The sequence below is a fragment of the Sphingopyxis microcysteis genome (genome assembly GCF_012274265.1).
Taxonomy (GTDB): domain Bacteria; phylum Pseudomonadota; class Alphaproteobacteria; order Sphingomonadales; family Sphingomonadaceae; genus Sphingopyxis; species Sphingopyxis microcysteis.
This window is the reverse complement of sequence record NZ_JAANYY010000005.1, coordinates 91,213-113,513: the sequence shown is the minus strand read 5'-3', so window position 1 is coordinate 113,513 and position 22,301 is coordinate 91,213. Positions and strand designations below refer to the sequence as shown.

At 65.2% G+C, this 22,301-nt stretch carries 17 protein-coding genes; 11 read left to right on the top strand and 6 right to left on the bottom strand.

The features are described from left to right. Nucleotides 1-21: 21 nt before the first annotated feature. Complete coding sequence (locus tag G9408_RS14370; RefSeq protein ID WP_168454669.1) at nt 22-1,071, bottom strand: LacI family DNA-binding transcriptional regulator; 1,050 nt, start codon at nt 1,069-1,071, stop codon at nt 22-24. A gap of 210 nt (nt 1,072-1,281) precedes the next feature. On the opposite strand from G9408_RS14370, the gene G9408_RS14365 reads away from it, so the two are divergent. From G9408_RS14365 to G9408_RS14350, 4 genes are all read left to right on the top strand, one after another. Continuing rightward, nucleotides 1,282-1,935, top strand: a complete 654-nt coding sequence (locus G9408_RS14365) for an RpiB/LacA/LacB family sugar-phosphate isomerase (RefSeq protein ID WP_168454668.1) — start codon at nt 1,282-1,284, stop codon at nt 1,933-1,935. 1 nt (nt 1,936) lies between these two features. Beyond that, a complete protein-coding gene (kduD, locus tag G9408_RS14360; RefSeq protein ID WP_168454667.1) occupies nt 1,937-2,692 on the top strand; it encodes a 2-dehydro-3-deoxy-D-gluconate 5-dehydrogenase KduD in 756 nt (251 codons plus the stop codon). A 121-nt stretch (nt 2,693-2,813) separates the two neighbouring features. Further along, entirely contained in the window at nt 2,814-3,827 is a 1,014-nt protein-coding gene (locus tag G9408_RS14355; protein ID WP_168454666.1) for a sugar kinase, read from the top strand. After that, the gene (locus G9408_RS14350; protein WP_235957841.1) at nt 3,814-5,340 is read left to right on the top strand and encodes a carboxylesterase/lipase family protein; all 1,527 of its coding nucleotides are present in this window, start codon (nt 3,814-3,816) and stop codon (nt 5,338-5,340) included. The genes G9408_RS14355 and G9408_RS14350 overlap by 14 nt, the downstream gene beginning before the upstream one ends. Nucleotides 5,341-5,445: 105 nt before the next feature. Here the strand turns inward: G9408_RS14350 and G9408_RS14345 are convergent, their stop codons facing one another. Genes G9408_RS14345 through G9408_RS14335 form a run of 3 tightly spaced genes read right to left on the bottom strand, consistent with a single transcriptional unit; the run spans nt 5,446 to nt 8,191 of the window. Continuing rightward, nucleotides 5,446-6,417 (bottom strand): alpha/beta hydrolase, encoded by a 972-nt coding sequence (locus G9408_RS14345; protein ID WP_168454665.1) that lies wholly within the window; start codon nt 6,415-6,417, stop codon nt 5,446-5,448. Beyond that, nucleotides 6,414-6,815: a cupin domain-containing protein gene (locus tag G9408_RS14340; protein ID WP_168454664.1), complete on the bottom strand. Its 402-nt coding sequence runs from the start codon at nt 6,813-6,815 to the stop codon at nt 6,414-6,416. Before G9408_RS14340 ends, G9408_RS14345 begins: the two co-directional genes overlap by 4 nt. Before the next feature lie 2 nt (nt 6,816-6,817). Then, nucleotides 6,818-8,191, bottom strand: a complete 1,374-nt coding sequence (locus G9408_RS14335) for a pectate lyase family protein (protein WP_168454663.1) — start codon at nt 8,189-8,191, stop codon at nt 6,818-6,820. Between the two features lie 254 nt (nt 8,192-8,445). Between G9408_RS14335 and G9408_RS14330 the strand changes: the two genes are divergently transcribed. Both G9408_RS14330 and G9408_RS14325 read left to right on the top strand, forming a co-directional pair. After that, the gene (locus G9408_RS14330) at nt 8,446-11,313 is read left to right on the top strand and encodes a TonB-dependent receptor (RefSeq protein WP_408021884.1); all 2,868 of its coding nucleotides are present in this window, start codon (nt 8,446-8,448) and stop codon (nt 11,311-11,313) included. Nucleotides 11,314-11,434: 121 nt separating this feature from the next. After that, nucleotides 11,435-13,003, top strand: coding sequence for a family 43 glycosylhydrolase (locus G9408_RS14325; RefSeq protein WP_235957869.1), 1,569 nt, complete (start codon nt 11,435-11,437; stop codon nt 13,001-13,003). 313 nt (nt 13,004-13,316) lie between these two features. On the opposite strand, the gene G9408_RS14320 is transcribed toward G9408_RS14325, so the two are convergent. Beyond that, nucleotides 13,317-14,822 carry a UxaA family hydrolase gene (locus tag G9408_RS14320; RefSeq protein ID WP_168454661.1) on the bottom strand — a complete coding sequence of 502 codons (1,506 nt, stop codon included), beginning with the start codon at nt 14,820-14,822 and terminating at the stop codon, nt 13,317-13,319. A gap of 133 nt (nt 14,823-14,955) precedes the next feature. Between G9408_RS14320 and G9408_RS14315 the strand changes: the two genes are divergently transcribed. The 4 genes from G9408_RS14315 to G9408_RS14300 are packed head-to-tail and all read left to right on the top strand — an operon-like array spanning nt 14,956 to nt 19,718. Next, complete coding sequence (locus G9408_RS14315) at nt 14,956-15,648, top strand: 2-keto-4-pentenoate hydratase (RefSeq protein ID WP_328804476.1); 693 nt, start codon at nt 14,956-14,958, stop codon at nt 15,646-15,648. A 20-nt stretch (nt 15,649-15,668) separates the two neighbouring features. Next, nucleotides 15,669-16,976, top strand: coding sequence for an MFS transporter (locus G9408_RS14310; RefSeq protein ID WP_168454660.1), 1,308 nt, complete (start codon nt 15,669-15,671; stop codon nt 16,974-16,976). 4 nt (nt 16,977-16,980) lie between these two features. Continuing rightward, nucleotides 16,981-18,393, top strand: a complete 1,413-nt coding sequence (gene uxaC / locus G9408_RS14305) for a glucuronate isomerase (RefSeq protein WP_168454659.1) — start codon at nt 16,981-16,983, stop codon at nt 18,391-18,393. After that, on the top strand, nt 18,390-19,718 hold the full coding sequence (locus tag G9408_RS14300) for a mannitol dehydrogenase family protein (RefSeq protein WP_328804475.1): 1,329 nt from the start codon (nt 18,390-18,392) through the stop codon (nt 19,716-19,718). Before uxaC ends, G9408_RS14300 begins: the two co-directional genes overlap by 4 nt. An 82-nt stretch (nt 19,719-19,800) precedes the next feature. On the opposite strand, the gene G9408_RS14295 is transcribed toward G9408_RS14300, so the two are convergent. Continuing rightward, complete coding sequence (locus tag G9408_RS14295) at nt 19,801-20,688, bottom strand: LysR family transcriptional regulator (RefSeq protein ID WP_168454658.1); 888 nt, start codon at nt 20,686-20,688, stop codon at nt 19,801-19,803. A gap of 98 nt (nt 20,689-20,786) precedes the next feature. On the opposite strand from G9408_RS14295, the gene G9408_RS14290 reads away from it, so the two are divergent. Further along, nucleotides 20,787-22,280 (top strand): CoA-acylating methylmalonate-semialdehyde dehydrogenase, encoded by a 1,494-nt coding sequence (locus G9408_RS14290; protein WP_168454657.1) that lies wholly within the window; start codon nt 20,787-20,789, stop codon nt 22,278-22,280. Nucleotides 22,281-22,301 lie beyond the last annotated feature (21 nt).

Here is a 22,301-nt window from a genome sequence, read left to right as displayed (position 1 = left end):
ACGGCTTTGGCGCATCGCCCGCTATTTGGGTGGCGCGACCGACTGGCGCTGGACAAAAGTCGACGCCAGCACCGCGGTTTCCTGCTCGTCGATCTTGCTGGCGGACGGCAGAAAATCGGGCACAAGCGTCCTGGCGGCGCGTACCCCCATTTCGCGGATCGGCCAGCGCACGGTGCTGAGCGCGGGCCAGATATGCGTCGCGGTCGGGCTGTCGTCGAAGCCGATGATCGACAGTGCGCCCGGGACGTCGATGCGCTTGGCATGCGCGACGCTCATCACCCCGGCGGCCATTTCGTCGTTCGAACAGAAGATCGCGGTCGGCGGCTCGGATAGCGACAGCAACGCCTCGCCGGCCTCGATCCCGGCGGCATAACGGTAATTGCCCGGCGCGTTATAGGCACCCGGCAGGTCGAGCCCCGCTTCGGCGAGCGCTTCCATAAATCCCTTTTCGCGCTCGGCGGCCGAGCGGAAGCCAACCGGGCCGCGCACAAAACCGATGCGGCGATGGCCGAGCGCGATCAGCGCGCGGACCGCTTCGGCAACCACCTCGCGGTCATTCGATGACACGCAATGTTTGGCATCGTCGAGCGGCGCCGACCCGACGCGCACATAGCGCACGCCCAGATCTTCGCAGAGCGCGGCCAGCGCGTCGTTTTCGGAAATCGGCGGCAACAGCAGCGCACCGATCGGGCGCTGCTTTTCCAGAAAGGTGCGGACGTCGTCGAGCAGCTGATCCGATCCGCGATCGACCGGGCGAACGAGCAGCGCGAGGTCGCTGTCCTTGATCGCGTCGAGCACGCCCTGCTGGAAATTCAGCACCGTCTGGGCATTGGGATTGTCGTGGAGCAGCGCGATCAGGAAATTGCGCCGGAACGCCAGCGCGCGCGCCTGCGGATTGGGGACAAAGCCCAGCGTCTCGATCGCCTGTTCGACCGCCTTGCGCGTCTTTTCGGTCAGAAATTCCGACCGGTTGATCACCCGGCTGACGGTCTTTTTCGATACCCCGGCGAGCGCCGCGACATCGTTGATCGTCGGCTGCTTGCCCCCCGGCCCCTTGGTCTGTGCCGCCATATGCGCCTTTTCCTCTGCGGGCTATCGATGCTGTCCCGCCGTTCGCCCGCTGTGATGGGCGCCGGGCCGGGCGAAATCAACCGCTACAAGCGCCATCTGCCGAAAACTGATACCGGTGTCCAGCGCAAGCCTCAAATCGTCAAGGCAGTGATATTGACACCGGTTACCAAAATGGCTAGTCTGGCGCAAACCCAGCAAAGGAACAGGTTCATGAAGATCGCGCTGATCACCGAGAACAGCCAGGCGGCCAAAAACGCCATCATCCACGAAGCGCTGACCAATGTCGCCGAGCCGCTGGGACATCAGGTGTTCAATTACGGCATGTATTCGGCCGACGACAAAGCGTCGCTGACCTATATCATGAACGGCCTGCTCGCGGGCATCCTGCTCAACTCGAAGGCCGCGGATTTCGTCGTTACCGGTTGCGGCACCGGCATGGGGTCGATGCTCGCGTGCAACGCGATGCCCGGCGTCTTCTGCGGGCTGGTGGTCGATCCGACCGATGCTTTCCTGTTCGGTCAGATCAACGACGGCAACGCGATTTCGATGCCCTATGCGAAGGGTTTCGGCTGGGCCGCCGAGCTCAATCTGCAGGATGTCTATGCCAAGCTGTTCGATGGCGAACGCGGGCTGGGCTATCCCAAGGAACGCGCCGAAATCATGCGGAAGAACCGCGGTATCCTGAAGGATCTGAAGGCGGCGTCGTGCCACGACATGCTGACCGTGCTGAAGTCGGTCGATCAAGATCTGCTGCGCGCCGCGATCGCGGGCGAGAAGTTCGCCGAATATTTCTACGCCAATTCGCAGGACGAGGCGATCAGCGCTTACCTCAAGAGCCTGTCGGCGGAGCCGGCGCTCGCCTGAGATGAGCAAGCTGTTTGACCTTTCGGGCAAGGTGGCGCTCGTCACCGGCGCCAACACGGGCATCGGGCAGGGGATTGCGCTCGCGCTCGCCGAAGCGGGGGCGGACGTCGCCGCTGCGGGGCGCTCGGCCGCCGATGAAACCGTCGGCAAGGTGCGCGCGCTTGGCCGCAAGGGCGAAAATTTCGCCGCCGACCTGTCGAGCGTCGGTGCGGTGCAACCGCTGGTCGATGCGGTGCTCGCCGAATTCGGGCGCATCGACATCCTCGTCAACAATGCCGGGATCATCCGCCGCGCCGATGCGGTCGACTTCACCGAGGCCGACTGGGACGCGGTGATGGACACCAATTTGAAGACCCTGTTCTTCCTCTGCCAGAGCGTCGGGCGCCACATGATCGCGCGGGGATCGGGCAAGATCATCAACATCGCATCGATGCTGACCTTTCAGGGCGGCATCCGCGTGCCGAGCTATACCGCGTCGAAATCAGGGGTCGGCGGGCTCACCAAGCTGCTCGCGAACGAATGGGCGACGAAGGGCGTGCAGGTCAACGCGATCGCACCCGGCTATATCGCGACGAACAACACCGCCGCGTTGCAGGGCGACGCGACGCGCAACCGCCAGATCATGGAGCGTATCCCCGCGGGCCGCTGGGGCGACCCCGCCGACATCGGCGGTGCCGCGGTGTTCCTTGCCTCGTCGGCGTCGGACTATGTGCAGGGGCATATCCTCGCCGTCGACGGCGGCTGGCTCGCGCGCTAGGCTCGAAAACATCACCGTAGCCCTGAGCAAGTCGAAGGGCGTTTATCCGCGTTAGGCGCCCTTCGACAGGCTCAGGGCTACGGTCAAGATATAAGCCGGTTATCCGGCGAACGGAGTTGGGATGGGGCAAGGCAAGCTAGTCTTTTTCGGCGAATTGCTGATCCGCCTGACCGCGCCGGGCAACGAACTGCTCATGCAGTCGCCGTCGCTGGCGCTCCATGTCGGTGGCGCCGAGGCGAATGTCGCGATCGGGCTTGCCCGCCTTGGCCATGACTGCGCGATGGTCAGCAGGGTTCCTTCGAATGCTCTGGGTCGCGGAGCAGTGGCGGCGGTGCGCGGCGGCGGCGTCGATTGCACCGCCGTCACCACGGGTCCCGGCCGGATGGGCCTCTATTTCCTGAGCGTCGGTGCGGGGCTGCGGTCGTCCGAAATCGTCTATGATCGCGCGGGGTCCAGTTTCGCGGCGACCGGCGCCGAAGATTATGACTGGGACGCCCTGCTCGCCGGTGCAGGCCTGCTCCACCTGTCGGGCATTACTCCTGCGCTCGGGCCGCGCTCGGCAGAGGCTGCACTCGCGGCGGCGCGCGCGGCGAAGCGGCTCGGCGTGCCGATAAGCTTCGACGGCAATTACCGCGCGATGCTGTGGGAGGCGTGGGACAGCGATCCGCGTGCCGTCCTGTCCGAACTGATCGGCCTCGCCGACATCCTTTTCGGCAATCACCGCGACCTGTCGCTGGTACTGGGGCAGGAATTCAGCGGCGACGGGGAGGACCGGCGTCGCGAGGCAGCCGAGGCGGGGTTCGCTGCCTTTCCGGACCTCCGGCTGATTGCCTCGACCGCGCGGCACACCGTCACCGCCGACCACCACCGCATCGCGGCGCGCGTCGATGTGCGCAGCGGCGGCCACCAGACCGGCGAGATCGACGTCACGGGCATCGTCGACCGAATCGGCGCGGGCGACGCCTTCGCCGCCGGGGTGCTCCACGCGCACCGCGCGGGCGGCGATGCGCGGGCGATGGCGGAAAGCGGGCTCGCGCTGACCGCGCTCAAACATTCGCTGCCGGGCGACGCGAGCCGTTTCGGGCAGGCCGACATCGATGCGTTCCACGGCGGCGGGCTCGATGTCCGGCGCTGACCCGATCGGCCGCCGCGCGCTACTGGCTACGGCTGGCAGCACGCTCTTTCTTTCGGCGCTTGTGCGTGCCGAGATTGTGACCCCAATCCACCATATCGGGGCGGTCAGCGCGCCCGACGGTTCTTATCGTTCAGATAAGCGTCGCAGCTTTGGTGACGGCCAGTCCTGGAGCTTCACGGGTATCCGCTATGGCCGTGCCGCGCGTTTTCGTGCGCCGGTCGCGGTGACCAGCGCCGAGCAATTGCGCGGCGACGTCTTTGGTCCCGCCTGCCCCCAGACGGGCAGCCGTTACCAGCCGCAGGACGAGGATTGCCTGTTCCTCAACGTCTGGACGCCCGACATCGAACGGCCAGCGAAGCGCCCGGTGATGGTCTATTTCCACGGCGGCGCCTATTCGACCGGCAGCGTCACCGATCCGGTCAACGATGGGGCACGCCTCGCCGCGCGCGGCGATGTCGTGGTCGTCACCGTCAACCACCGGTTGAACGCGCTCGGCTATCTCTATCTCGCCGGGCTCGATGCGCGCTTTCCTGACAGCGGCAACGCGGGGCAACTCGACCTGATCGTTGCGCTGCAATGGGTCCAGCGCAATATCGCGGCCTTTGGCGGCGATCCGGCCAATGTCACCGTCTTTGGCCAGTCGGGCGGCGGGGCGAAGATCGCCACGCTGATGGCGATGCCCGCGGCGAAGGGGTTGTTCCAAAAGGCGATCACGATGAGCGGGCAGCAAGTCACCGCGTCGGGTCCGCTCAACGCGACGAAGCGCGCGCAGGTGTTTCTCGACAAGCTCGGTAAGGATGTCGATCCGGCGACGGTGCCGGTCGAGCAATTGATCGCGGCGCTGTCGGCGACCGATCCCGTGCTCGGCGGCGGGGTCTATATGGGGCCGGTGCTCGACATGACGCATCTGATGCGCCACCCCTTCTGGCCCGACGCCGCGCCGCAGTCGCGCGCTATTCCGATGATGCTCGGCAATACGGTGATGGAAACGCGGGCCTTCTATTCGCCGGACGGCAAACAGCTTGCCGGGCTGGGTTTCGATAATCTCGCGGCGCGCATCGCGCCCGAAATGCGGATCGACATCGAACCATCGTGGGTCGTCGCGCAGTTTCGGGGACGCTATCCTGCGGCAGATCCGCTCGAACTGTTCCACCGCATCGTCACCGCGGCGCGCAGCTGGCGCGGGCAGGTCGAGGAGGCCGAAGTGCGCGCGCGGGTGGGTCATCCGGGGTTCGTCTATCAGCTCGATTTCGAGGCGGCGAAGCACGCCGACGATATTGCGCTCAGCTTTGGCACGGTCCCCGATCCCACCCCCGCGCAGCAGGCGATGAGCGACCGGGTGATGGACGCCTTCGTCCGCTTTGCGCGCACGGGCAATCCGGGCTGGCCGACTTATGATCTGGCCAAGCGGCAGACGATGATCTTCGACACGGAAAGCCGGGTCGAAAATGACCCGCGCAAGTGGGAGCGCGAGCTGTTCGCGCGCGTGCCCTATATCCAGCCGGGCAGTTGACGGGCATTTGTACCTTAACATCGTCATCCCGGCGAAGGCCGGGATCTCACCGGTGCGTAAGGTAGTGAGGTCGAGATCCCGGCCTCCGCCGGGATGACGGGACGGTCAGACGATCCCCTGCGATCCGAGCCAGTTCCACAGCAGCTCGGGCCAGATTGCGACTGGCAAGCCAGCGGTCTTCATCAACCCGAAGCCATGCTCGCCGCGCTCGAAGAAATGCGCTTCGGCGGGTGCGCCGATGCCGCGCGTCGCTTCGCGGAGCCGCACGCTGTTCGCGATCTTGACGACGCTGTCATCCTCGGCGTGGAGCAGCCACAGCGGGGGCTGGTCGGCGCGGACGTGAAGCTCGGGCGAGTAGCGTCTTTCGCGCGCCGCGTCGGAATTGGCGCCAATCAGTTTCTCGCGGCTAACCGCATGGGCGATCGCGGGGTCCATTGACACGACGGGATAGATGGCGGCAAGCGCGTCGGGCCGTGCAGGCAGCGCGTCGGCAGCATCGACCCGATCATAGACCTTCGCGTCGAAACGCGTGAGCAGGCTCGTCGCAACCTGTCCGCCCGCCGAGAAACCGCCAAAGGCGACACGCGCCGGATCGACGCCGTCAAGCTTCGCGCGGCTGCGCACCAGCCGCACCGCGCGCTGCGCATCGGCGAGCGGGACGTCGGCGCCGTTCGTCCAGCCGTCGCCGGGCAGGCGATAGAAGAGGACGTACACGGTGACGCCGCGGTCCCTCAGCCAGCGCGCGAGCTCATAGCCTTCCTTGTCGATCACGACATAGCGATAGCCGCCGCCGGGAGCGAGGATGACCGCCGCGCCGTTGGGCTTTGCCGGGCGAAAAATGTCGAGGCGTGGGCGCGTGATCTTCTCGAGCATGCGGTCGCTGGCGTTCGGATCATCGCTGCGCTGGACGACCGCTTCGACGAGGCCCGGTGGCGGCTTGATATGGCCGTCCGGCCACAGCGCGATGCTCGCGTCGGGCGTCAGGCCCGCGGGCCGCGTCCACGCCGCCCCTGCCGCCGCGCTGGCAAAGGGCAGCGTCAGCCCCGCTGCCAGCAGCGTGCGGCGACCCAGCGTCATGGCGCGGGCGCCTTGTTGGGATAGGCGATGATCAGTACCAGGGGTTCGCCGCCGGTCTGGCGGATACCGACCTTTGCGCCCTTGTAGAGCCACGCCGCGGTTCCGGCCTTCAATTCCTGTTCCTCGCCGTCCGAATGGACGATGCCGGTGCCGGAAAGGACGTAGTAGATCTCGTCATGGTCGATCGGGTGAATGCCGATCGCAGCGCCGACGTGCAGCGCGCGCTTGCGAAATTCGAAGCTGCGCGGCGCCGGCACCGAATCGCTGATCCGGTAAGCAGTCGACATGCCGATTGCGCCATGCGGCGGCGCCTCCTCACGGACGGTCGTCTTCTCATCGATCACCACCATCGCCGGGGCGGCTCCGCTCGCGAGGAGCAGGGCGAGCAGCGCGTCCATCGTCAATTCCCCGTCCGCGACGCGCGGTCGCGCGCCGACAGATTTTCTTGCGGCAGCGGCGCCGTCTGGCCCGGATAGACGCCCGATTTCGGCTCCATCGTCGCAAGATCCCAGTCACCCTCGACAAAGGGCGCGCGCACCTCCTTGACCTTGGGATAGGCGCTCACTTCCTTCTCGTCGTCGATCACTTGCCCACGCCCCTCGGCAACGAAGAAAAGCACACGGATTTCCTCGGCGTCGCGCGCCCAGGGCCGCGCGCCCGCGGTCGACAGCACCGATGTTTCGACATCGCGCACCGGCAGGATGGTATAGCCGCCCACCGGCGCGAGCGGCGCTTTGGCGCGGATCAGCTTCGCCTGCGTCTCGCCATAGCGGCCGAATTCGGGCAGCGCCGCGCCGTGGCGATCGACGTGGAGATTGTCCTTGCCATAATATTCGAGGTCGCCGTCGCCGCCCAGCATCAGGAACGGCAGCTGCTCGTCGGTATCGTTGCCGCCGCGCATCACATTGCCGATCGCGGTGATCTGACCCGGCACATAATCATGCCCCACCCATTCGAGGTTCATGAGGTTGTAATGCACCGCGCGGTGCTGCGGGTTATAGATCAGATTGTTGATCATCAGCGCCTGTCCGCCCCCCTTGATCAGCGGGTTCCGCTCGACATTATGCGCCCAGACATTGCGGTAGAAGACGATGCCCGTCGCATTGTCGTGGATCAGCGATCCCTTGCTGTGCTCGCCCTTGGGATGGCTCGCGTCGGCGAGTCCTTCGGCGGCGAGGTTGTTCGAAAAAGTGATATTGTGGCTCGTCCCCTTGCGCCACTCCGCAACGCTGTCGCCGGTGAAGCGCGGCCCGGACGCCGACATATTCTCGTCGATCCCCCACATGAGCGTGCAATGGTCGACGATGACATTGTGCGCCGCGACGGTCGAAAAAGTGTCGGCTTCCCACCCGCTGCGCTTCGGCTGGCCGTCGACGCCGGTGTAGATGCGCAGGTGGCGGATCACGACGTCGTGGGTCTTTACGTCGATGCCGGTGCGGATCAGCGTGATCCCGGGTCCGGGTGCGGTCTGCCCGGCGATGGTCAGAAACGGATGGGTGACGCTGATCGTCTGACGTCCCATGTCGATGACGCCGCCGACCTCGAACACGATGATGCGCGGTCCGGGGGTCTCGATCGCGGCCTTCAGCGACCCCGGCCCGTCGGCCGCCAGCGTGGTCACGCGCAGGATCTGGCCGCCGCGACCACCAATGGTGTGCGCGGCGGGACCGACCGCGCCGGGGAAGGCCAGCGGCGCCGCATCGGCGGCAAGCACCGGGCTCGCAGGCAGTGCGAACGCCAGAAAAAGCGCGGCCAACCAAGGTTTTTTGGGCATCCCGTCTCTCCGATTCATTGGGGTATTGACACGGCTGTTCCAATCCCTCTATCTTCCTGACACCGGTTACCCCAATCGGTCAACGAGAAAATTTTCAAGGGAGAGGGGATAGGGCGGCCAGTCGCGACAGGCGACGGCGCCATCATCACTCTCAAAAAAATTTCCGGCCAGGCGATCATGCCGATTTGTCTGGTCTCGCAAAGTAACCGGTGTCATTTCTTGCTTCGGCAAGAGTTTCGGCCGATCAAGGGAGGATGATAATGGCTATTCATGCAACGCGGGGCCTTCGCGCTTTGACCCAATTGGCGTGCGGCGCTTCGCTTGCCGCGCTCGCGGTGTCACCGGCTTTTGCCCAGGACGCCGCCGCGCCCGTCGCCGACGAAGCGGTCGCGACCGAAGACGAGATCGTCGTCACCGGCTTTCGCGCCTCGCTCGACAAGGCGCTCGACGTGAAGCGCGATTCGGTGGCCGCGGTCGACGCGATCGTCGCCGAAGACATCGCCAAATTCCCTGATCAGAACCTCGCCGAATCGCTGCAGCGCATTCCCGGCATCACCATCCAGCGCGACGGCGGCGAGGGCCGCGGCATCACCGTGCGCGGTCTGGGGTCGCAATTCACGCGCGTTCGCGTCAACGGGCTCGAAACCGTCGCGACCTCGACCGACGGCGCCTCGGCGAACCGCGACCGCGCGTTCGACTTCAACGTCTTTGCTTCCGAACTGTTCAGCTCGATCGTCGTCCACAAGACCGCGTCGGCCGAACTCGACGAAGGTTCGCTCGGCGCCGTCGTCGATCTCAACACCGGCAACCCGCTGGCGGGCAAGAGCGGCTTTACCGCGGCGCTGTCGGCGCAGGGCAGCTACAACGACCTGTCCGAAAAAGTCGGCCCGCGCGTGGCGGGCCTGCTTAGCTGGGTCAACGACGCCGGAACGCTCGGCTTTGCGGTGTCGGCGGCCTATTCGGACCAGAAGACGCTCGAGCTTGGCAACAACACGGTGCGCTGGGCGCAGGCGCGCTTCGATTCGGTCAACGGCGCCCCGTGCTTTACCACCACCGCAACGAGCGGCATCGGCGTCGCCAATTCGGGCGGCGTTTATACGAACGGCCGCTCGGCGGCGTGCGATTCGGTCGCGCTCGCCTTCCACCCGCGCATTCCGCGCTACGGCGAGATCGCGCACGACAAAAAGCGTCTCGGCATCACCGGGTCGATCCAGTTTGCACCGACCGACGCGACCAAGATTTCGCTCGACGGGCTGTTTTCAAGCTTCAAGCACCAGCGCCGCGAGCGTTGGGGCGAGGTGCTGCTGCGCAGCAACGAACGCTCGATCAACGTCCGCGACTATGTGATCGACAACGACAATAACATGATCTCGGCGACGCTCGACGACGCATGGGTGCGCACCGAACATTATCTGCGCCAGGCCAAGACCGAATTTTATCAGTTCGGCGGCAGCTGGGATCAGGATGTCGGCGACAATTTCCGCTTCACCCTGCTCGGCGGCCTTTCGAAATCGACCGCGTCGATCCCGCTGGAAACCACGCTGGTCTTCGACGACCGCGACGCGCAGGGCTATCGCTACGACTATACCGACATGGCGAACCCGGTGCTGACCTTTGGCACCAGCGTCACCAACCCGGCGAATTTCCAGCTCGCTGAAATCCGCGACCGCCCGTCGGAGGTCGAAAACAAGTTCCGCACCGCGCAGCTGCGCACCGAATGGGATGTCACCGAAGGCTTCACGGTCAAGGCAGGCGGCGTCTATCGCCGTTTCGACTTCACCAGTGTCGCCTTTACCCGCGACACCGTGGTGTGCGGCAATGGCGGTGTCGATCGCGTGCTCGGCACGCTGACCTGCTCGCCGTCGTCGGCGTTCGGCCCGACCGCGATCTACGGCTTCCCGGTGACGTCGTCGCTCGCCGAGCTGTTCACGCTGGGGAAGGCGGGGCAGCCTGCTGGAACCACCACCGAATGGCTGGTCCCGAATCTGGAGGCGGGGACAGCCTTTACCGGCCTGTATAACCGCACCCCCGCGCTCGACGCCGGCAACAACCGCAGCGTGCGTGAAGAGGTCACCGGCGGCTATCTGCAATTCGACGCCAAGGGCGAACTGGGCGGGCTCGACTATGCGCTCAACGCCGGCATCCGTTACGTCCACACCGCGCAGACGTCGAGCGGGCTCAGCAGCGGCGCTGCGGTGACCGTGAAGCGCAGCTATGAAGATTGGCTGCCGTCGGTGAACCTGGCGTTGTTCCCGCACGAAGACATCATCATCCGCGCTGCGGTCGCCGATGTGATGACGCGCCCGACGCTCGGCAACCTGACCCCCGGCGGCTCGGTCGACGGGTTCAACTATCGGATCAACTACGGCAACCCGTTCCTCGATCCGTTCCGCGCCACCGCGTACGACCTGGCTTTCGAATGGTATTTTGCGCCGCAATCGATCTTTTCGGTCGCGCTGTTCAAAAAGGACATCGCAAGCTTCCCGGTGGCGACCACGAGCAGCGGCACCTTTGCCTCGACCGGTCTGCCGACGTCGATCATCCCGCCGAGCAGCCCTGCCGCGATCAACCCCGAAGGCCAGCTGTGGACGATCAACTCGATCGGCAATGGCGAAGGCGCCAGTCTGAAAGGGGTCGAAGTTTCGCTGCAGGCTCCGTTCACCTTCCTGCCAGGGTTCCTTTCGAACTTCGGCGGCATCGTCAACGCGACCTTCATCGACTCGGACGCCGACTATTCGGTGGCGGGCCCGTCGGTCGTGCCTGGCGGTGCCAATGTCGGGGCGATCCGCAACGGCACGCTCTTCAACCTGTCGAAGCGCGCCTACAACGGCACGCTCTATTATGACGACGGCAAGTTCAGCGCGCGCGCTTCGATCAGCTATCGCAGCCGTTATGCCGACGCTAACAGCGGCACGGGCAACGTGTTCGAAGGCTATGGTTCGACGATCAACGTCGATGCGTCGATGCGCTACGCGATCACCGACAATATCGAAATCTCGGTCGAAGGCATCAACCTGACCGACGAATATCGCTATCGCTTCACCGATATCGACGCGAACCGCAATTACGAGAACAACCATTTCGGTCGCACCTTCCTGTTCGGTGCGCGCGTCAAGATTTGACGCCGACAGGTTAGTCCCGGTGAGGCCCGGTCTTCGCTTGCGGGGGCCGGGCCTTTCTTTTTTCAAGGAGAGCAAAGTGACCGATCGCCGTGAGATGCTGAAGCTGGCCGGGACGGGATTGATGGCTACCGGCCTGTCGGGCTTCGCCGGAACGTCGGCGCTGGCCGCCGCGTCGCCATCGCCATCGCCATCGGCCCCGCCTTGGGCGAAGGGCTTCGACGGTCAGCGCAAGCCCGATCTTGGTGACGGGCGTTTTCTCAATCCGATCATGGCCGGCGACCATCCCGACCCGTCGATCCTGAAGGACGGCGCCGACTATTACATGACCTTCTCGACCTTCGACAGCTATCCGGGGCTGGTCATCTGGCATTCGCGCGACCTGGTGAACTGGCGCCCGATCGGTCCCGCGCTCCACAAGAATATCGGATCGGTGTGGGCGCCCGAGCTGGTGAAGCACGGCGGCCGCTTCTTTCTCTACATCCCCACCAAAGGCCCGAACACCAGCTGGGTGATCTGGGCCGACAGGATCGAGGGGCCGTGGAGCGAGCCGGTCGATCTGAACCTGCCCGACCATATTGACCCCGGTCATGCGGTCGGCGAGGACGGGTCGCGCTGGCTGTTCCTGTCGGGCGGCGACCGCGTGCGATTGTCCGACGACGGGCTGTCGCGGATCGGCGAGCCGGAACATGTCTATGATCCGTGGCGCTACCCGACCGACTGGGTGGTCGAGGGCTTCGCGCCCGAAGGCCCGAAGATCACGCGCCACGGCGACTATTTTTACATGATCACCGCGGTCGGCGGCACCGCGGGTCCGCCGACGGGTCATATGGTGATCGCCGCGCGGTCGAAGTCGATCCACGGTCCGTGGGAGAACTGCCCCGCGAACCCGCTCGTTCGCACCACATCGGCCGCCGAAAAATGGTGGTCGCGCGGCCATGCGACGCTCGTCGAGGGCCCGGCGGGCGACTGGTGGAGCGTCTATCACGGGTTCGAAAATGGCTATTGGACGCTGGGGCGGCAGGCGCTGCTCGATCCGATCGAATGGACCGCCGACGGCTGGTTCCGCATGAAGGGCGGCGACCTGTCGCAACCGATCGCCAAACCGGCAGGCGGGACCGTCGCGGGCCCCCATGGCATGGCGCTGTCGGATGATTTCGGCGCGCTGGCGCTCGGCGCGAAATGGAATTTCTTCAAGCCCGCCCCCGACGAGCGCAGCCGTGCGCGCGTCGCGGATAACGCCCTGGTGTTGACGGCGCGCGGCAAGGCGCCGGTCGATTCATCGCCCTTGCTCTTGATCGCGGGCGATCAGGCCTATCGTTTTGAATGCGACATCGAGATCGCACCCGGCGGCACCGCGGGCTTGATCCTCTTCTACGACGAGAAGCTCTATTGCGGGCTCGGCTTCGACGGCGGGCGCTTCGTCACCCACCAATATGGCATCGAACGCGCGCGCCCCGCCAATCCGCACGGGCGGCGGATGCGGATGCGCGTCACTAACGACCGCCATATCGTGACCTATGACACCAGCGGCGATGGTGGGAAGACCTGGGTCCGTTTCGACCGCGGCATGGAGGTGTCGGGTTACCACCACAATGTCCGCGGCGGTTTCCTGATGTTGCGCCCCGGGCTTTACTCAGCCGGGGCGGGCGAGGCGCGGTTCCGCGACTTTCGCTTTGAGGCGCTCGGGTAGCGATTTTTCGTTTCGCACAAAGACACAAACACACGAAGAGGGATCATCATTTTTCCCAAAGGCGGTTTCCCGCCGAAGGCGATATTTGAAAGCGCTTCGCGCTAAAGTCTGTCCTGTTCAAATTTATCCGTTGCCCTGAGCCTGTCGAAGGGCGCTTATCGACGAGAAGCGCCCTTCGACAGGCTCAGGGCTACGGTGACTTGATTCAACCTGAGCAGGACATACTCTAGTCGCAACCTACGGCAGGCCATGGAGCAGACCCCTTCGTGTCTTTGTGTCTTTGTGCGAAATTTTTCCCAGCGCTACGTTGGCTTCAAAGCGTCACGCCCGTTTTCCAGATCGCTATGTCGCGTTCCTCATTGGCTTCCGCTTTGGTGATGGCGCCTGACGCGGTGGCGACGATCAGATCGCGCAGTGCGTTCGACGCCGCGTCAAACCCGTCGTCGATCACCGTCCCGGCATCAAAGTCGATCCACCCCGCCTTGCGCGCCGCCAGATCGCTATTCGACGCAATCTTCAGCGTCGGCGCCGGAAAGCCGAGCGGCGTGCCGCGTCCGGTGGTGAACAGGATCACCGTCGCACCAGCGGCGGTTAGCGCCGTCGACGACACCGCGTCGTTGCCCGGTGCTTCGAGCAGCGTCAGCCCCGCCAGCCGCGCCTCGCCGCCGTAACGCTGGACATCGACGAGCGGCACCTGCCCGCCCTTTTGCACCGCGCCCAGAGATTTTTCCTCGAGCGTCGTGATCCCGCCGGCGATATTGCCGGGCGAGGGGTTCTCGCTCACCGGCTCGCCGTTGCGGATGAAATAGTCCTTGAAGTCGCGGACCAGCGCCGCGGCTTCGTCGAACACCGCGCGCGATACGGCGCGGTCCATCAATATCTGCTCGGCGCCGAAAATTTCGGGAATTTCGGTAAGGATGACCTGGCCGCCCGCGGCGGCAACGGCATCGGCCATGCGCCCGACGAGCGGGTTGGCGGTGAGGCCCGAGAGGCCGTCCGACCCACCGCATTTCACCCCCAGGGTCAGCTTGGACAGCGGCACCTCGCGGCGCGGCGTATCGGCGCATCCGGCGACGAGTTCGTCGATCAGTGCGAGGCACGCGGCTTCGTCATCCTCGACCGCCTGCGCCGACAGGGTGCGGATATGCCCGCGGCGGTCGGCGGGGATCAGCGCGGTGAGCGCGCCGAGCTGGTTGCTCTCGCACCCGAGCCCGACGATCAGCACGCCCCCGGCATTGGGATGCTGCGCCAGTGCGGCAAGCACCGCGCGCGTATGGCCAAGGTCGTCGCCAAGCTGCGAACAGCCGAAGGGATGTTTGAAGGCATGGATGCCGTCGACGCGCCCGGCATGGCGATTGCCCGCGATGCGCGCGACGCGCGCGGCGAGATTGCCGACGCAGCCGACGGTCGGCAGGATCCAGATTTCGTTGCGCGTGCCGACGCGCCCGTCGGCGCGGACATAGCCCGAAAAGCCATGCGTCGACGCTGCGGTCGGCGGTGCGTCGGCCGGCGCCCCGACATATTGATATTCGCCGTCGCTACCGAGCGCGGTCGCCAGATTGTGGCTGTGGACATGCTCGCCGGGCGCGATGTCGGCGGTCGCGATGCCGATCGGAAAGCCATATTTGATGACCGCAGTGCCCCGCGCGATCGGCGCGATCGCAATCTTGTGCCCGCGCGCGATGGCAATTGCGGCGCAAAAATCGTCGCGTGCGATCGGCTTCGCGCCCGCCGCAATATCGGCAATCGCGGTCGCGACATTGTCCGCCGCATGCACGCGGATGGCCTTGTCGATCGGATATTCGCTTGCTTTTGACACCGGTGTCTCTTAGACGGTTTCGCGGAAGAGGGAAATGACAAAGATGCCGGCAACAGCTGATCACGAAAATGTCGCCCGCGCGTTTCTGGCCGCTCGCGCGAAAAAGACACCGCTTACCTTGTATCCGGGAGCGATGCCGCAAACGATGGCCGACGCCTATGCGATCCAAGATCGTGCGATTGCGCTCGACGGGCGCCGTGTCGGCGGGTGGAAGGTCGGGCGAATCGCGCCCGATCTGGTCGATCGCTACGGCGGCAACCGTCTGACCGGCCCGATTTTTGTCGACGAAATCCATGATGGGTCCGCGCAGCCGGCGATGCCGGTCTATGCCGACGGTTTCGCCGCCGCCGAAGCCGAGATATTGCTCTGCTTTGGCGAGGTGGGGACGCGCGACTATGACATCGACAGCGTGCGCGATTGCATCGTCGACGTTCGCACAGGGATCGAGATCGCAAGCTCGCCCTTTCCCGAAATCAACCGCCACGGCCCCGCGGTCACCGCGTCGGATTATGGCAACAACAAGGGGCTGGTGCTTGGTCCTTCGATCGTCGGCTGGCAGGACGCCGACCTTATTCGCATGCCGGTAGAAATGGCGATCGACGGTGAAACCGTCGGTGCCGCGACGATGGAGGCGATGCTCGACGGTCCGTTCGGATCGGCGCTGTTCCTGATCGAAATCCTGCGCGCGCGCGATATCGCGATTCCGCCCGGTACCCTGGTGTCGGCGGGCGCGATCACCGGCATCCATGAAGTCAGGCCCGGCCAGCGTGCCGAAGCGCTGTTCGACGGAAAAATCCGCGTCGGCTGCTCGATTACAAGCTATTAAAGCAAGAACGGGAGAGGTTTATGGCACAGGCATTCGCGGACGGAGGGACGGCGGCGCCAGTGCCGCGGTCGGGGCGGTATCGCTGGCTGATCGTCGCGCTGCTGTTCGCCGCGACCACGGTCAATTATATCGACCGCACCATGCTCGGCCTGCTCGCGCCGACACTTGGGCAGGAGCTCGGGTGGAGCGAGAACGACTATGGCAACATCGTCACCGCGTTCCAGGCCGCCTACGCGCTCGGCTTCCTCCTCATGGGCTGGCTGATCGACCGTTTCGGACCGAAAATCGGTTATGCGATCGCGATCAGCATCTGGACCGTCGGCCATGTCGCGCACGGCTTCGCCTCGTCGGTCGCCTCCTTCATGATGGCGCGCGTGATTCTCGGCGTCGGCGAGGCAGGTCATTTCCCGTCGGTCGTGCGCGCGTCGAGCGAATGGTTCCCGCAAAAGGAACGCTCCTACGCGATCGGCTGGGTGAACAGCGCGACGACGATCGGCGTCATCCTGACCGCGCCGACGATCGCATTATTCATGGTGTGGATGGGTTTCGACTGGCGTGAAACCTTCATCTATACCGGCGCCTTCGGCGTCATCCTGCTTGTGCTCTGGCTCTGGCTCTACAGCAACCCGCGCGAGAGCGGGAAGGTGAGCGAAGCCGAGCTGGCGTGGATCGAACATGATCCGCCCGAAAAGATCGAGCGGCTCGGCTGGGGCGCGATCGTCACCAAGCGCGAGGCGTGGGCGTATGCGATCGGCAAATTCCTGACCGATCCGGTCTGGTTCCTGATGCTCTTCTGGCTGCCCAAATATTTCAGCACCACCTACAACGTCGATTTGAAAGTCGTGCTGCTGCCGATGATCATCATGTATCTGCTGTCGGACGTCGGCAGCATCCTTGGCGGCTGGGTATCGTCGAAGCTGATCCAGACCGGACATAGCGTCAATTTCGCGCGCAAGGCGACGATGCTCGGCGCGGGCTGCTGCGTGCTGCCTTTGCTGTTCGTCTCGGGGCTCGACAATATGTGGCTCGCGGTGGTGCTGATCGGCATCGCGCTCGCGGGGCACCAGGCCTTTTCGTCGACGATCCTGTCGATCCCGCCCGACATGTTCCCGAAGCGCGCGGTCGGGTCGGTGATCGGGCTCGGCGGCTTTGCGGGCGGCGTCGGCGGGATGATCATGGCGAAGTCGACCGGGCTCGTACTCGACGCGACGGGGGGCAATTACACGATCATCTTTGCGGCCTGTACCGTCGTCTATTTCCTCGCCGTAGCTGCGATCCATACCCTCAGTCCGCGGCTTGCACCGGTCTCCGTGGACGTGGTGAAATAAGTCGATGCCGCGTCCGCTGCTGCTGTCTTCCGACCGTCTCTTTCCGTCCGACCCGGCGCAGCGCGACATCGCGCGCCGGCTCTATGCGGAGGTTGCGGACCTGCCGATCATCAGCCCGCACGGCCACACCGACCCGAGCTGGTTCGCGGGTAATGCGCCGTTCGGTAATGCGGCGGAGCTGCTGCTGCATCCCGACCATTATGTGTTCCGGATGCTCTATTCGCAGGGCGTTTCGCTCGATGCGCTCGGTATCCGCAACAGGCAAGCCGATCCGCGCGAAGGCTGGCGGCTGTTCGCGCAAAATTACCATCTTTTCCGCGGCACCCCGTCGCGCATGTGGATGGACTGGGTGTTCGCCGAGGCATTCGGTTTCGACGTGCAATTTTCCGCCGAAACATCGGATCTCTATTACGACCGCATTACCGAGGCGCTGACCACCGACGCCTTTCGCCCGCGCGCGCTGTTTGATCGCTTCGGGATCGAGGTGATCGCGACGACCGAAAGCCCGCTCGATACGCTCGACCATCACGCGGTGATCCGCGCCGCGAATGCCAGCGGCGAATGGAGCGGCCGCGTCATTACCGCCTATCGCCCCGACCCCGTGGTCGACCCCGAATTCGAAGGCTTTCGCGATAATCTGAAACGCTTCTCGGACCTTTCGGGCGAAGATGCCTTCTCCTATGCCGGATATCTCGCCGCGCACCGGGGCCGCCGCGCCTTCTTCGCCGCAATGGGCGCGACCTCGACCGATCATGGTCACCCGACCGCGGCGACCGCCGACCTGTCGGATGCGGAGGCCGAGGCGCTATTCGCGCGCGTCACCGCCGCCGACGTCAGCGCGGCCGATGCCGAACTGTTTCGCGCGCACATGCTCACCGTGATGGCGGGGATGAGCCTCGACGACGGGCTGGTGATGCAGATTCATCCCGGCGCCCTGCGCAACCACAATCCCTGGCTGTTCGACCATTATGGCCGCGACAAGGGCGCCGATATTCCCACCCGTACCGACTATGTCCATGCGCTGCGCCCGTTGCTTGGCCGTTATGGCAATGAAGCGGGGCTGACGATCATCCTCTTCACGCTCGACGAGACGAGCTATGCGCGCGAACTGGCGCCGCTCGCGGGCCACTATCCGGCGCTGAAGCTTGGCCCCGCCTGGTGGTTCCACGACAGCCCCGAAGGGATGCGCCGCTTCCGCAGCCAGACGACCGAAACCGCGGGCTTCTACAACACAGTCGGTTTCAACGACGACACGCGCGCCTTCCTGTCGATCCCCGCGCGCCACGACGTTGCACGCCGCATCGACTGCGGTTTCCTCGCGCAGCTCGTCGCCGAGCACCGGATGGAGGAATGGGAGGCCGCCGAACTCGCGGCCGACCTCAGCTATAATCTCGCCAAGGCCGCGTACAGGTTGTGAGGCTGTCGGCTGAAACGCCGCTGCCGGCGTCGGTGCAGGCGCCGGGTTACGACCGCGCCGCGCAGGCGGCGGGGATCGTCCATATCGGCATCGGCGCGTTCCACCGCGCGCATCAGGCGGTCTATACCGACGACACGATGCGTGCGGGTGAGCGCGATTGGGGAATCGTCGGCGTGTCGCTTCGTTCTCCCAGTGTTGCCGCGCAGCTAAATCCGCAGGACGGGCTTTATACCGTCAGCACGCGCAGTGCGGCGGGGACCGGGCTGCGCCTGATCGGGGCGGTGCAGAAGGTGCTTGTCGCGGCCGACGAGCCGCAGGCCGTCATCGACGCTATCGCCGCATCGACGACGCACATCGTCAGCTTTACCGTCACCGAGAAGGGCTATCTGCGCCGCTCTGACGGCACGCTCGATCTCGATGCGGCCAAGGAACCGTCGAGCCTCTACCGCTTTATCGGCGCCGGACTTTCCGCACGCAAGGCGAAGGGCTTGCCGGGCCTGACCTTGCTCAGCTGCGACAATCTGGCGAACAATGGCGCGGTGCTGAAGGCACTGATGCGCCAGTATCTTGCCTTGGAATATCCCGTTCTGGTGGATTGGTTCGACCGCGAATGCCGCTGTCCTGCGACGATGATCGACCGCATCGTGCCCGCGACCACTAACGCCGACCGCGCGGCGATCGAGGCCGAACTCGGCGTCCGCGACGAAGGCGCGGTGGTCACCGAAGGCTTCAGCCAGTGGGTGATCGAGGATGATTTTGCGGGGCCGCGCCCGCGCTGGGAACAGGTCGGCGCGCAGCTCGTCGCCGACGTCGCGCCCTATGAGACCGCGAAACTGCGCATGCTCAACGGCGCACATTCGGCGCTCGCCTATATCGGGCTGGGGGCAGGGCATGACTATGTCCATCAGGCGATCGTCGATCCCGCGATCCGCCCGGTCATTGAGCGGCTGATGCGCGATGAGGCGGCGCCGACGATCGACGCGGCGCCGGGGCAGGATCTCGCCGCCTATGCCGATGCGCTGCTCGAACGCTTCGCCAATCCGGCGCTTCACCACCGGCTGATCCAGATCGCGATGGACGGCAGCCAGAAGATTCCGCAGCGCTGGCTCGAAACGCTGGTCTGGCATCAGGCGCACGGGGCGCGCTGCTCGTCGCTCGAAGCGGCGATCGCCGCGTGGATCGCTTTTCTTCGGAGCGACCATCCGATCGACGATCCACTCGCCGACCGGCTTCGCGAGGCGGCGGCGGGTTGCGATGCAATGCATAAGCTGTTCGGCGCAGGCGGGCTGATCGCGTCGAGCTGGCGACCGGAGGTGTCAGCCTAATTCCGTCATCCCGGCGAAGGCCGGGATCTCACCGTCCGAATATGACGCACCGGCGAGATCCCGGCCTTCGCCGGGATGACGATTATGGTGGTACCAACAACCCCCTGCTCTCCCTTACCTCGCTATCCAGCCAGTCGATGAACGCCCGCATCCGCGGTTGCGGCGCGACGTCGCGGTGGAGCGCAAGCCAGAAGGCGCGCGCGATCGCCTGATCGGGCCGCACGCGAACCAGCGCGGGATCGCCCGCGGCGAGGAAGCAGGGGAGGACGCCGACCCCCGCGCCGCCCGCGATCATCCGCCGCTGCGCGAGGATCGACGAAGACCGAACATTGGCGCGCAGCCCCGGTTCGATTTCGCCCAGATAGTCGAGTTCGGGGGCGTAGAGGATGTCGGGCATATAACCGATCACCGGGATTCCCGCGCGCGACAGCGGCGCCGCGGTCACCGCCGCCTGCCAGTCGGCCCGGTCCGCGGGCGCATAGAGGCCAAGGCTGTAGTCGGACAGCTTGCGCGTGATCAGCGGGCCTTTGCGTGGCCGCGCGAGCAGCACCGCCATATCGGCCTCGCGCCGCGACGGGTTCAAAAAGCCCGACGAGGCAACAAGGTCGATCTCGAGCTCGGGATGCGCGGCGACGAACTTGCCAAGCCGCGGGGCGATGAAGCTGTTGCCGAAGCCTTCGGAGACGCTGATGCGCAACTGTCCCGACAATGGCGATCCGCCGTCGGGCGCCATGTGAATACGCGCCGCCGCCGCCGCCATCGCTTCGGCGTGCGGAACGAGCGCCCGGCCTGCCGCCGTCAGAACGAAACCCGTCGGCGCGCGTTCGAACAAGGTCTGCTGGAGCGCGGCTTCGAGCGCGCTGACCTGACGGCTGACCGTCGTCGCATCGACGTGCAGCGCCGCCGCGGCGCGCGCCAGCGTGCCGTGACGCGCGACGAACAGGAAATATTGCAGCTTGTCCCAGTCCATATGCCTGCAAATATGCAGGATAAGGCTGCAAGTCTATCCCTTGCAATCGCCCCCTAACTCGGCTGTTGCAGCGGCAACATCTTTTGGGAGACTCGGATATGCGACAGATCGACCATCATATCGTCGGCGGCGCCGGCAGCAGCAGCCGCTTCGGCGACGTCCTCGACCCCAATAATGGCGGCGTGCAGGCGCAGGTCGCATTGGGCGACCGCACCATCCTCGACCGCGCCGTCGCCGCGGCGAAGGCCGCGCAGCCCGCCTGGGCCGCCACCAATCCGCAGCGCCGCGCGCGCGTGATGTTCGAATTCAAGCGCCTCGTCGAAGCCAATATGAACCAGCTCGCCGAAATGCTCTCTGCCGAACATGGCAAGGTGATCGCGGACTCGAAGGGCGATATCCAGCGCGGGCTCGAAGTCATCGAATTCTGCTGCGGCATCCCGCATGTGCTGAAGGGCGAATATACCCAAGGCGCCGGTCCGGGCATCGACGTCTATTCGATGCGCCAGCCGGTCGGCATCGGCGCGGGGATCACACCGTTCAACTTCCCCGCGATGATCCCGCTGTGGATGGGCGGCGTCGCGACCGCGACGGGCAATGCCTTCATCCTGAAGCCCAGCGAGCGCGACCCGTCGGTGCCCGTCCGCCTGTCGGAGCTGTTCCTCGAAGCCGGGTTGCCCGAGGGCATCTTCCAGACCGTCCATGGCGATAAGGAGATGGTCGACGCGATCCTCGACCATCCCGACATCGGTGCGGTCAGCTTCGTCGGCTCGTCGGATATCGCGCATTATGTCTATAATCGCGGCGTCGCGAACGGCAAGCGCGTGCAGGCGATGGGCGGCGCGAAGAACCACGGCATCGTCATGCCCGACGCCGACCTCGATCAAGTCGTGAACGACCTCACGGGCGCCGCCTTCGGCTCGGCGGGCGAGCGCTGCATGGCACTGCCGGTCGTCGTCCCCGTCGGCGAAGACACTGCGAACCGTCTCCGCGAAAAGCTCGTTCCCGCGATCGAGGCGCTGCGGGTTGGCGTGTCGACCGATGCCGAGGCGCATTACGGCCCCGTCGTGACGCAGGCGCACAAGGACAAGGTCGAAGGCTGGATCGCCAAATGCGCCGAAGAAGGCGCCGAACTGGTCGTCGACGGCCGCGGCTTCACCTTGCAGGGGCATGAAAAGGGCTTCTTCGTCGGCCCGACGCTGTTCGACCATGTCACCACCGACATGGAAAGCTACAAGGAAGAAATCTTCGGCCCCGTGCTGCAGATCGTCCGCGCCCCCGATTTCGAAACCGCGCTCGAACTGCCCAGCAAGCACCAATATGGCAATGGCGTCGCGATTTTCACGCGCAACGGCCACGCCGCGCGCGAGTTCGCCGCGCGTGTCAACGTCGGCATGGTCGGGATCAACGTGCCGATCCCGGTCCCGGTCGCTTACCATACGTTCGGCGGCTGGAAGCGTTCGGCGTTCGGCGACACCAACCAGCACGGCATGGAAGGCGTCAAATTCTGGACCAAGGTCAAGACGATCACCGCGCGCTGGCCCGACGGGTCGCCCGACGGCGGTAATGCGTTCGTGATTCCGACGATGGGTTGACGGGGGCAACCCGTGAGCCGG

Excerpts from the sequence above, each read along its gene's own strand:
- G9408_RS14325 (WP_235957869.1), top strand. The coding sequence starts at position 11,435 with ATGGCTACCGGCCTGTCGGGCTTCGCCGGAACGTCGGCGCTGGCCGCC.
- G9408_RS14335 (WP_168454663.1), bottom strand. The coding sequence starts at position 8,191 with ATGCCCAAAAAACCTTGGTTGGCCGCGCTTTTTCTGGCGTTCGCACTG.
- G9408_RS14330 (WP_408021884.1), top strand. The coding sequence starts at position 8,446 with ATGATAATGGCTATTCATGCAACGCGGGGCCTTCGCGCTTTGACCCAA.
- uxaC (WP_168454659.1), top strand. The coding sequence starts at position 16,981 with ATGCCGCGTCCGCTGCTGCTGTCTTCCGACCGTCTCTTTCCGTCCGAC.
- G9408_RS14350 (WP_235957841.1), top strand. The coding sequence starts at position 3,814 with ATGTCCGGCGCTGACCCGATCGGCCGCCGCGCGCTACTGGCTACGGCT.
- G9408_RS14340 (WP_168454664.1), bottom strand. The coding sequence starts at position 6,815 with ATGGACGCGCTGCTCGCCCTGCTCCTCGCGAGCGGAGCCGCCCCGGCG.
- G9408_RS14290 (WP_168454657.1), top strand. The coding sequence starts at position 20,787 with ATGCGACAGATCGACCATCATATCGTCGGCGGCGCCGGCAGCAGCAGC.
- G9408_RS14365 (WP_168454668.1), top strand. The coding sequence starts at position 1,282 with ATGAAGATCGCGCTGATCACCGAGAACAGCCAGGCGGCCAAAAACGCC.
- kduD (WP_168454667.1), top strand. The coding sequence starts at position 1,937 with ATGAGCAAGCTGTTTGACCTTTCGGGCAAGGTGGCGCTCGTCACCGGC.
- G9408_RS14355 (WP_168454666.1), top strand. The coding sequence starts at position 2,814 with ATGGGGCAAGGCAAGCTAGTCTTTTTCGGCGAATTGCTGATCCGCCTG.
- G9408_RS14345 (WP_168454665.1), bottom strand. The coding sequence starts at position 6,417 with ATGACGCTGGGTCGCCGCACGCTGCTGGCAGCGGGGCTGACGCTGCCC.
- G9408_RS14310 (WP_168454660.1), top strand. The coding sequence starts at position 15,669 with ATGGCACAGGCATTCGCGGACGGAGGGACGGCGGCGCCAGTGCCGCGG.
- G9408_RS14370 (WP_168454669.1), bottom strand. The coding sequence starts at position 1,071 with ATGGCGGCACAGACCAAGGGGCCGGGGGGCAAGCAGCCGACGATCAAC.
- G9408_RS14315 (WP_328804476.1), top strand. The coding sequence starts at position 14,956 with ATGCCGCAAACGATGGCCGACGCCTATGCGATCCAAGATCGTGCGATT.
- G9408_RS14295 (WP_168454658.1), bottom strand. The coding sequence starts at position 20,688 with ATGGACTGGGACAAGCTGCAATATTTCCTGTTCGTCGCGCGTCACGGC.